Below are 7,652 nucleotides of genomic sequence, written 5' to 3' on the forward strand. Positions count from 1 at the left end.
CTTTGTAAGGGCGGGGCAGGCGAGAGGTGGTGCTACTTCTTGAGCCGGTAGGCCAGTTGCGGCCGCGTGATGCCGAGCAGGCGCGCTGCCGAAGACAGGTTGCCGCGCGTGGTGGTCATCGCCAGTTCCATCAGCCGGGCCTCGATCTGCGGCAGCGATACCTGCTGGTTCAGCAGTTTCTCGATCAGCGCATCGGCGTCCTCGCCGGCCTCGGGGCAGGCCGCGCCAGCATGCTGGCTGGCAAACAGGTGCGGCACGTCGATCAGCCCGGTGGCAGGGGCCAGCAGCACGCCGCGCTCGATCATGTTTTCCAGCTCGCGGATATTGCCGGGCCACGGGTATTGCACCAGTGCGTCGCGCGCTCGGCCCGTGAGCCCACGCACCTGCTTCTGGTACAGCGCATTGAAGCGCGTGATGAAGGCCTGCGCCAGTTCCGGAATGTCTTCCTTGCGTTCGCGCAGCGCCGGGATCGAGATCGGATACGTGCTGATGCGATAGAACAGGTCGGCGCGGAACTGGCCCTGGCGGATGGCCTGCGCCAGGTTGACGTTGGTGGCCGCAATCAGCCGCACGTTGACCTTGCGGGCTTCCACGCCGCCCAGGCGCTCCACCTCGTTGTTCTGCAATACGCGCAGCAGCTTGACCTGCGCGGCTGGCGGCAGGTCGCCGATTTCATCGAGGAACAGCGTGCCGCCGTGCGCGCGTTCGAAGCGGCCCGGGCGCGATTGCTGGGCGCCCGTGTAGGCGCCTTTCTCCACGCCGAACAGTTCGGATTCGATCAGTTCATGCGGAATTGCCGCGCAGTTGACGGCGATGAACGGCAGGTCGCGGCGCGGCCCGTTGTCGTGCAGCCAGCGCGCGAACATCTCTTTGCCGGCGCCGGTCTCGCCGGTCAGCAGCACGGTGATGTGGCTCTCGGCGGCGGCCGATAGCAGCGCAAACGCTTCGCGGAAGGCCGGCGACTGGCCGATCAGGTTGCCCTGGTTGGCGCCGCACAGCGTTTCGCGCAGCGTGCTGACTTCCTGCTGCAGCGAGAGCAGGTCGCTGATCACGGAATCGGGTTCGAAGTACTTCAGGTAGTCGGCATCGTCCCATTCCTCGGCGGGCTTGCCGACGATGCGGCATTGGTCGTCGCCACGCCGCGCGCACTCGGTTTCCTTGTAGATCACCAGCCGGTCCATGAACGTGCTGGAGTAGCCCGAGGCATAGCCCAGTTGCACCCAGCAGCCCGCTTCCTCGCGGCTCAGCGCCTCGTTGAACGGCGCTTCGCCTTCCCACGAATCCTTCCAGAGGAATTCGCCGTAGAAGTGGCCGGTCTCGCGGTCGACTTCCAGCCGCACCGGTTCCACGCGCGTGACGCCTTCGAGCATGTGCAACTGCGGCCCCCACAGGAACGCTTCGTGCGGGGAACTGGCCAGTTCTTCCTTGCGCTCGCGCTTGACCATCTCGGCATCGCGCATGCCCTGCGCGTAGCCCATGCGGATCAGCAGGCCCTTGCCGCGTTCCAGCCCCAGCGTGTCCAGGATCTCGCGGCGCAGGTAGCTCAGCGCCTCGGTGTGCATCAGCACCATGCGCGATTCGCCCAGGTGGATGCGCGCGGCCTTGGCGTCGATGGTCAGCAGCGATGCCAGGTCGAACGGGGGCGGTTCGGGCAGGGTGCCGGGGGTATCGGCAGGCGGCGCGTTGGGGGGTGTTGCGGGGGGCGTTGTCATCCTCTCACTCCAGAACCATGGCGGGCGGCCTCTCACGGATCGCCTCGTTTTTTCGCAAGCCTAGCACGGCCTTTTGCGTTCCCCGATAGGCGTCGATGCGGCCCCTGGCGCCGATGTTGCGATGCAGCGCGTGCCGATTTGATCATTTGATGAAATCGGGCCTGATGGCCTCATCAAATCATCAAGCAGCCTGGCCCCCGCAAACGCGGCCAATCGCCCGCAAACGCTTGCCCCACAACGGATTGGCGATGCTGGCACGGCGTTCGCTATATGCCTTGCACCTGGATTCACAAAAAAATGCGCACCGCACCGTGTGTGCAAGGCAACAGGAGCGAGACATGCCACTTCCCCCATCCGACCAGCGCTACGTGCGTGTGGTCGAGCGCGGCGAGCGCTGGATCGAATTCGAGTTCTCGATTGGCGACCCGGCGATCTTCGTGGAGCTGGTGATGCCACCCGAACAGTTCCAGTCGTTCTGCCGCGACCAGCAGGCCCAGTTGCTGAACTGACCCGCATACCCCAAGGAGACAGCCATGCAAATCGACATCCGGACCGACAGTCGCGTCAGTCCGATCCGGCAGACCTTTGCCCATATCGCGCGGCGGCTCGGCGCGGACAAGCCCGCCACGCGCTACCAGGAGGCCATGTTCGACCTGCAGCCGGCCACGAGCTTTCACTACCGCCCGCTGTGGCAGCCGCAGTACGAGCTGTACGACGCACGCCGCACCCGCGTGGTGATGCAGGACTGGTACGCGCTCAAGGACCCGCGCCAGTATTACTACGGCACCTACGTCAACGCCCGGGCGCGCCAGCAGGACGCGATGGAGAAGAACCTGGAGTTCGTGGAAAAACGCGGGCTGCTGGCCGCGCTGCCGGCCGACATGCGCGAACTGCTGACCGTGGGCGTGGTGCCGCTGCGCCATCTGGAGTGGGCCGCCAACATGAACAACGCGGCCATCACGGCCTACGGGTTCGGGTCGGCCATCACGCAGGCGGCGATGTATCACACGATGGACCGCCTGGGCATCGCCCAGTACCTGACGCGCCTCGGGCTGCTGATCGGCGACAAGGAAGCCGTGGACCAGGCCAAGACCGCCTGGATGGAAGACATGACCTGGCAGCCGCTGCGCCACGCCAGCGAAGACCTGCTGGTGCGCGACGACTGGTTCGAACTCCACGTGGCGCAGAACCTGGTGCTGGACGGCCTGGTGTATCCGCTGGTCTACCAGCAGTTCGACCGCCAGCGCGCGGCCGCGAACCCGGCGTTCTCGCTGGTCACCGATTTCATGTCGGCCTGGTTTGGCGAATCGTCGCGCTGGGTCGACGCGACCGTGAAGACCGCCGCGCAGGAAAGCCCCGAAAACGCCGCCGTGCTGGGCGAATTTGCCTACACGTGGCTGGAGCGCTTCACGCATGCGCTGCGGCCGCTGGCACTGCGGTTGTTCGGCGCCGATGGCGAAGCCGAACTGTCGCTGGCCGTGGACGCGCTGCGCAAGCGCCTGTCCGGCCTGGGCCTGAACCCGCCGCAAGGAGACCACCATGAGTGATTCGCCCGTATTTATCGCGTTGCAGGCCACTGACGACATGCGCCCCGTGATCGAAGCCATCGAGGCCGACAACCCGCACGCACGCGTCAACCACTATCCGGCGATGGTCAAGATCGACGCGCCGGGCCGGCTGGCCATCAACCGCGCCAGCGTGGAAGAGCGCATCGGCCGCCCGTGGGACGTGCAGGAACTGCAGCTCGGCCTGATCTCGCTGGCCGGCAACATCGACGAAACCGAAGACGCATTCGTGCTGGCCTGGCGCTGAGCAGCGCAGGCCCGACAACAGATACAGGAGACATGCCATGACCACTGCAACCGCCACCGCATCGGCGGCCCGCGAGGCCGTGCGGCCGAAGATGTCGCTGAAGGAGAAGTACGCGATCCTGACGCGCGACCTGGGCTGGGAGACCACCTACCAGCCGATGGACCGCGTGTTCCCGCACGACAAGTTCGAGGGCATCGTGATCCACGACTGGGACGGCTGGGAAGATCCGTTCCGCCTGACCATGGACGCCTACTGGAAATTCCAGTCGGAAAAGGAACGCAAGCTCTACGCCATCATCGACGCGTTCCAGCAGAACAACGGCCAGCTCAACGTCAGCGACGCACGCTACGTCAACGCGCTGAAGCTGTTCCTGACCGGCGTGTCGCCGCTGGAATATGCCGCGCACCGCGGCTTTGCCATGGCCGGCCGCAGCCTGCGCGGCGTGGGCGCCCGCGTGGCCTGCCAGATGCAGTCGATCGACGAACTGCGCCATTGCCAGACGCAGATCCACACGATCAGCCACTACAACAAGTTCTTCAACGGGTTCTCGGACTGGCGCCATCTGCATGACCGGCTCTGGTACCTGTCGGTGCCCAAGTCGTACTTTGAAGACGCGATGACGGCCGGGCCGTTCGAGTTCATCACGGCCATCTCGTTCTCGTTCGAATACGTGCTGACGAACCTGCTGTTCATGCCGTTCATGTCCGGCGCGGCCTACAACGGCGACATGGCCACCGTGACGTTCGGCTTCTCGGCCCAGTCGGACGAGTCGCGCCACATGACGCTGGGCCTGGAAGTGGTCAAGTTCATGCTGGAGCAGGACCCGGCCAACCTGCCAATCATCCAGAAGTGGATCGACAAGTGGTTCTGGCGCGGCTACCGGCTGCTGACGCTGGTGGCGATGATGATGGACTACATGTGCCCCAAGCGCGTGATGAGCTGGAAGGAAGCCTGGGAAATCTACTTCGAGCAGAACGGCGGGGCGCTGTTCAAGGACCTGGCGCGCTACGGCATCCGCATGCCCAAGTACCACGAACAGGCCGCCCGCGAGAAGGATCACCTGTCGCATATCGCCTGGTCGATCTTCTACAACTTCAACCACGCGGCGGCGTTCCACACCTGGGTGCCCGAGCCCAACGAGATGGACTGGCTGGCCCAGAAGTACCCGGACAGCTTCGACCAGCACTACCGCCCGCGCTTCGACTACTGGAAGCAGCAGCAGGAGGCTGGCCAGCGCTGGACCAACCCGGGCCTGCCGATGCTGTGCCAGATCTGCCAGATCCCGATGGCGTTCACCGAGCCCGACGACCCGACGCAGATCTGCTACCGCCACGCCGAGCACGCGGGCGAGCACTACCACTTCTGTTCCGACGGCTGCCGCGACATATTCGTGGACGAGCCCGAGAAATACGTGCAGGCCTGGCTGCCGGTGCACCAGATCTTCCAGGGCAATTGCGGCGGCCCCACGCTGCCCGAGGTGCTGGACTGGTACCACCTGCAGCCCGAAGACCGCGGCGACTACGCCGATTCGCAGGACCGCGCGAACTGGCAGCGCTGGACCGGCAACGACTAAGCGCATCGCAAAGGAGACACATCATGCCTGTTATCGCATTGGAGCCCGGCTACACGGGCGAAGTCCGCGACCGCGTGGAGAACTTTCACGGCAACCAGCTCGTGTATTTCGGCTGGGACCAGCACCGCCTGTTCTGCAGCCCGTTCACGTTGCCGCTGCCGCCCGACATGCCGTTCGGCACGCTGGTGGACGCGGTGCTGGTGCCGCTGCTGGGCGCGCATCCCGAAGGCGCGGCCATCGACTGGGCCAGCGTGGAATGGCTGCGCGGCGACGCGCCGTTCACGCCAGACCCGCAGGCCAGCCTGACCGCCAACGGCCTGGGTCACAAGTCGCTGCTGCGGATGCGTACCCCGGGACTGTCCGGTATCGCCGGCTCGTTCAACTGAGCGGAGGTTGCCATGAGCTACCAACTGACCATCGAACCCCTGGGCCAGACCATCGACGTGGCCAAGGGCCAGACCCTGCTGGACGCCTGCCTGCGTGCCGGGGTGTGGCTGCCGCACGCCTGCGGCCACGGCCTGTGCGGCACCTGCAAGGTCCAGACGCTGGACGGCGAGATCGAGCATGGCGAGGCGTCGCCGTTCGCGCTGATGGATTTCGAGCGCGAGGAAGCCAAATGCCTGGCCTGCTGCGCCACGCCACTGTCGGACATGACGATCGAGGCCGATATCGAGCCCGATCCCGACCACCTGGGCCTGCCGCTGATGGACTTCACCGCCGAGGTCACGCGCATCGAGGCACTGACGCCGACGATCAAGGGTGTGTTCCTGCGCGTGGAAGGCGCCGACGCGCTGCGCTTCCAGCCGGGCCAGTACGTCAACGTGTGGATCGGACGGGAAGCCGCGCCCCGGGCGTTCTCGATTGCTTCGGCGCCGTCGTCGGACGAGATCGAGCTGAACATCCGGCTGGTGCCGGGCGGCAGCGCCACCACCTACGTCCATGAACAACTGGCCGTGGGCGAGCGGCTGCAACTGTCCGGGCCGCTGGGCCGGTTCTTCGTGCGCAAGAGCGATCCGCGCCCGCTGGTGTTCATGGCGGGCGGCTCGGGGTTGTCCAGCCCGCGTTCGATGGTGCTCGACCTGCTGGCATCCGGCGACCCGCGCCAGATCGTACTGGTGCACGGCGCACGCACGGCCCACGAACTCTATTACCGCGAAGCCTTCGAGGCGCTGGCGGCCCAGCACGACAACTTCACCTATGTGCCCGTGCTGTCGTCCGAACCCCAGGGCAGCGACTGGGCCGGCGAGCGCGGCTATGTGCACGACGTGGCATCGAGCCATTTCGGGCACGACTTCCGCGGCTGGCGGGCCTACCTGTGCGGCCCGCCGCCGATGATCGAGTCGTGCATCGCCACGCTGATGCAGGGCCGGCTGTTCGAGAAAGACATCTTTACCGAGAAGTTCCTGTCGGCGGCAGACGCCAGTCAGGCCGCCCGCAGTCCGCTGTTCCGTTCGCTGTAAAGACGCTGACGCAACCCCCACCAAGGAGACAAAGATGGACAAGATCCAGATCGACGCCGTGCTGAACCGCATCGAGGAAAACACGGGCCAGCACGCCAATCCGCGCATCGCCGCCATCGTGCACCGGATGGTGCGCGACCTGTTCTACATGATCGAGGACCTCGACGTGCAGCCCGAGGAATTCTGGTCGGGCCTGAATTTCCTGGCCGAGGCAGGACGCGCCGGCGAGCTGGGGCTGATCGCACCCGGGCTGGGCTTCGACCACTTCCTGGACCTGCGCATGGACGAGGCCGAGGCGCGCGCCGGCATTGCCGGCGGCACCCCGCGCACCATCGAAGGCCCGCTCTACGTGGCCGGCGCGCCGGTGGCGCAGGGCGAGGCACGGCTCGACGACGGCACCGACGAGGGCGAGGTGCTGGTGATGGAAGGGCAGGTCAGGGGTGCGGACGGCGCGCCGCTGGCCAATGCCGTGGTGGAAGTCTGGCACGCCAATTCGCTCGGCAACTACTCGTACTTCGATCCCACGCAGAGCGCGTTCAACCTGCGCCGCAGCATCGTCACGGATGGGGTGGGGCGCTATCGTTTCCGCAGCATCATGCCGGTGGGCTACAGCGTGCCACCGGGCGGCACCACCGACCGCCTGCTCAAGAAGCTCGACCGCCATGGCACGCGCCCGGCGCATATCCACTTCTTCGTGTCCGCACCGGGACATCGCAAGTTGACCACGCAGATCAATATCGACGGCGATCCGTACCTGTGGGATGACTTTGCGTTTGCCACCCGCGAAGGGCTGGTGCCGCCGGTGACGCGTATCGACGATCCGGCTGCGATGCAGGCGGTGGGTGCTGACAAGCCGTTTGCGCAGATCTGCTTTGATTTCACGCTGCATTCGGATAGTGCGAATGCGCCGCAGGCGGAAGTGGCACGGCAAAGGGCGGCGGTGGCGGTATAAGAAGTCACTCCCGCTTGCAGCAAGCTCCCCTCTCCCACAAGGTGGGAGAGGGGCGGGGGGTGAGGGCCGGCGGTTCAAATTGCCACATGCCGGCAAGCAGAGCCGCAATGCCCACACCCCCAACCCCACAACCCCGGTGTGGG

General features: G+C 65.8%; 8 protein-coding genes. 7 read left to right on the forward strand and 1 reads right to left on the reverse strand.

All coding sequences use genetic code 11. The annotated features are described in order from the left end of the window. Positions 1 to 32: 32 nt before the first annotated feature. Entirely contained in the window at positions 33 to 1,712 is a 1,680-nt protein-coding gene (locus MFF62_RS30305) for a sigma-54-dependent Fis family transcriptional regulator (protein ID WP_238267759.1), read from the reverse strand. A gap of 338 nt (positions 1,713 to 2,050) precedes the next feature. Here MFF62_RS30305 and MFF62_RS30310 point away from each other — a divergent pair, with 338 nt between their 5' ends. From MFF62_RS30310 to catA, 7 genes are read left to right on the forward strand one after another with little or no spacing between them, the layout of a single operon-like run. Continuing rightward, positions 2,051 to 2,221, forward strand: a complete 171-nt coding sequence (locus MFF62_RS30310; protein WP_238267760.1) for a phenol hydroxylase subunit — start codon at positions 2,051 to 2,053, stop codon at positions 2,219 to 2,221. 24 nt (positions 2,222 to 2,245) lie between these two features. Further along, positions 2,246 to 3,259: an aromatic/alkene monooxygenase hydroxylase subunit beta gene (locus MFF62_RS30315; RefSeq protein WP_238267761.1), complete on the forward strand. Its 1,014-nt coding sequence runs from the start codon at positions 2,246 to 2,248 to the stop codon at positions 3,257 to 3,259. Further along, complete coding sequence (locus MFF62_RS30320) at positions 3,252 to 3,524, forward strand: MmoB/DmpM family protein (protein ID WP_238267763.1); 273 nt, start codon at positions 3,252 to 3,254, stop codon at positions 3,522 to 3,524. The genes MFF62_RS30315 and MFF62_RS30320 overlap by 8 nt, the downstream gene beginning before the upstream one ends. A 37-nt stretch (positions 3,525 to 3,561) precedes the next feature. Further along, on the forward strand, positions 3,562 to 5,097 hold the full coding sequence (locus MFF62_RS30325) for an aromatic/alkene/methane monooxygenase hydroxylase/oxygenase subunit alpha (RefSeq protein ID WP_238267771.1): 1,536 nt from the start codon (positions 3,562 to 3,564) through the stop codon (positions 5,095 to 5,097). Between the two features lie 23 nt (positions 5,098 to 5,120). Further along, entirely contained in the window at positions 5,121 to 5,483 is a 363-nt protein-coding gene (locus MFF62_RS30330; protein ID WP_238267773.1) for a phenol hydroxylase subunit P4, read from the forward strand. Between the two features lie 12 nt (positions 5,484 to 5,495). After that, positions 5,496 to 6,557, forward strand: a complete 1,062-nt coding sequence (locus tag MFF62_RS30335; protein ID WP_238267774.1) for an NADH:ubiquinone reductase (Na(+)-transporting) subunit F — start codon at positions 5,496 to 5,498, stop codon at positions 6,555 to 6,557. 34 nt (positions 6,558 to 6,591) lie between these two features. Then, positions 6,592 to 7,509, forward strand: coding sequence for a catechol 1,2-dioxygenase (catA, locus tag MFF62_RS30340; protein ID WP_238267785.1), 918 nt, complete (start codon positions 6,592 to 6,594; stop codon positions 7,507 to 7,509). The last annotated feature ends 143 nt before the right edge of the window (positions 7,510 to 7,652 follow it).

It is taken from the genome of Cupriavidus pauculus, assembly GCF_022179805.1.
Lineage (GTDB): Bacteria > Pseudomonadota > Gammaproteobacteria > Burkholderiales > Burkholderiaceae > Cupriavidus > Cupriavidus pauculus_E.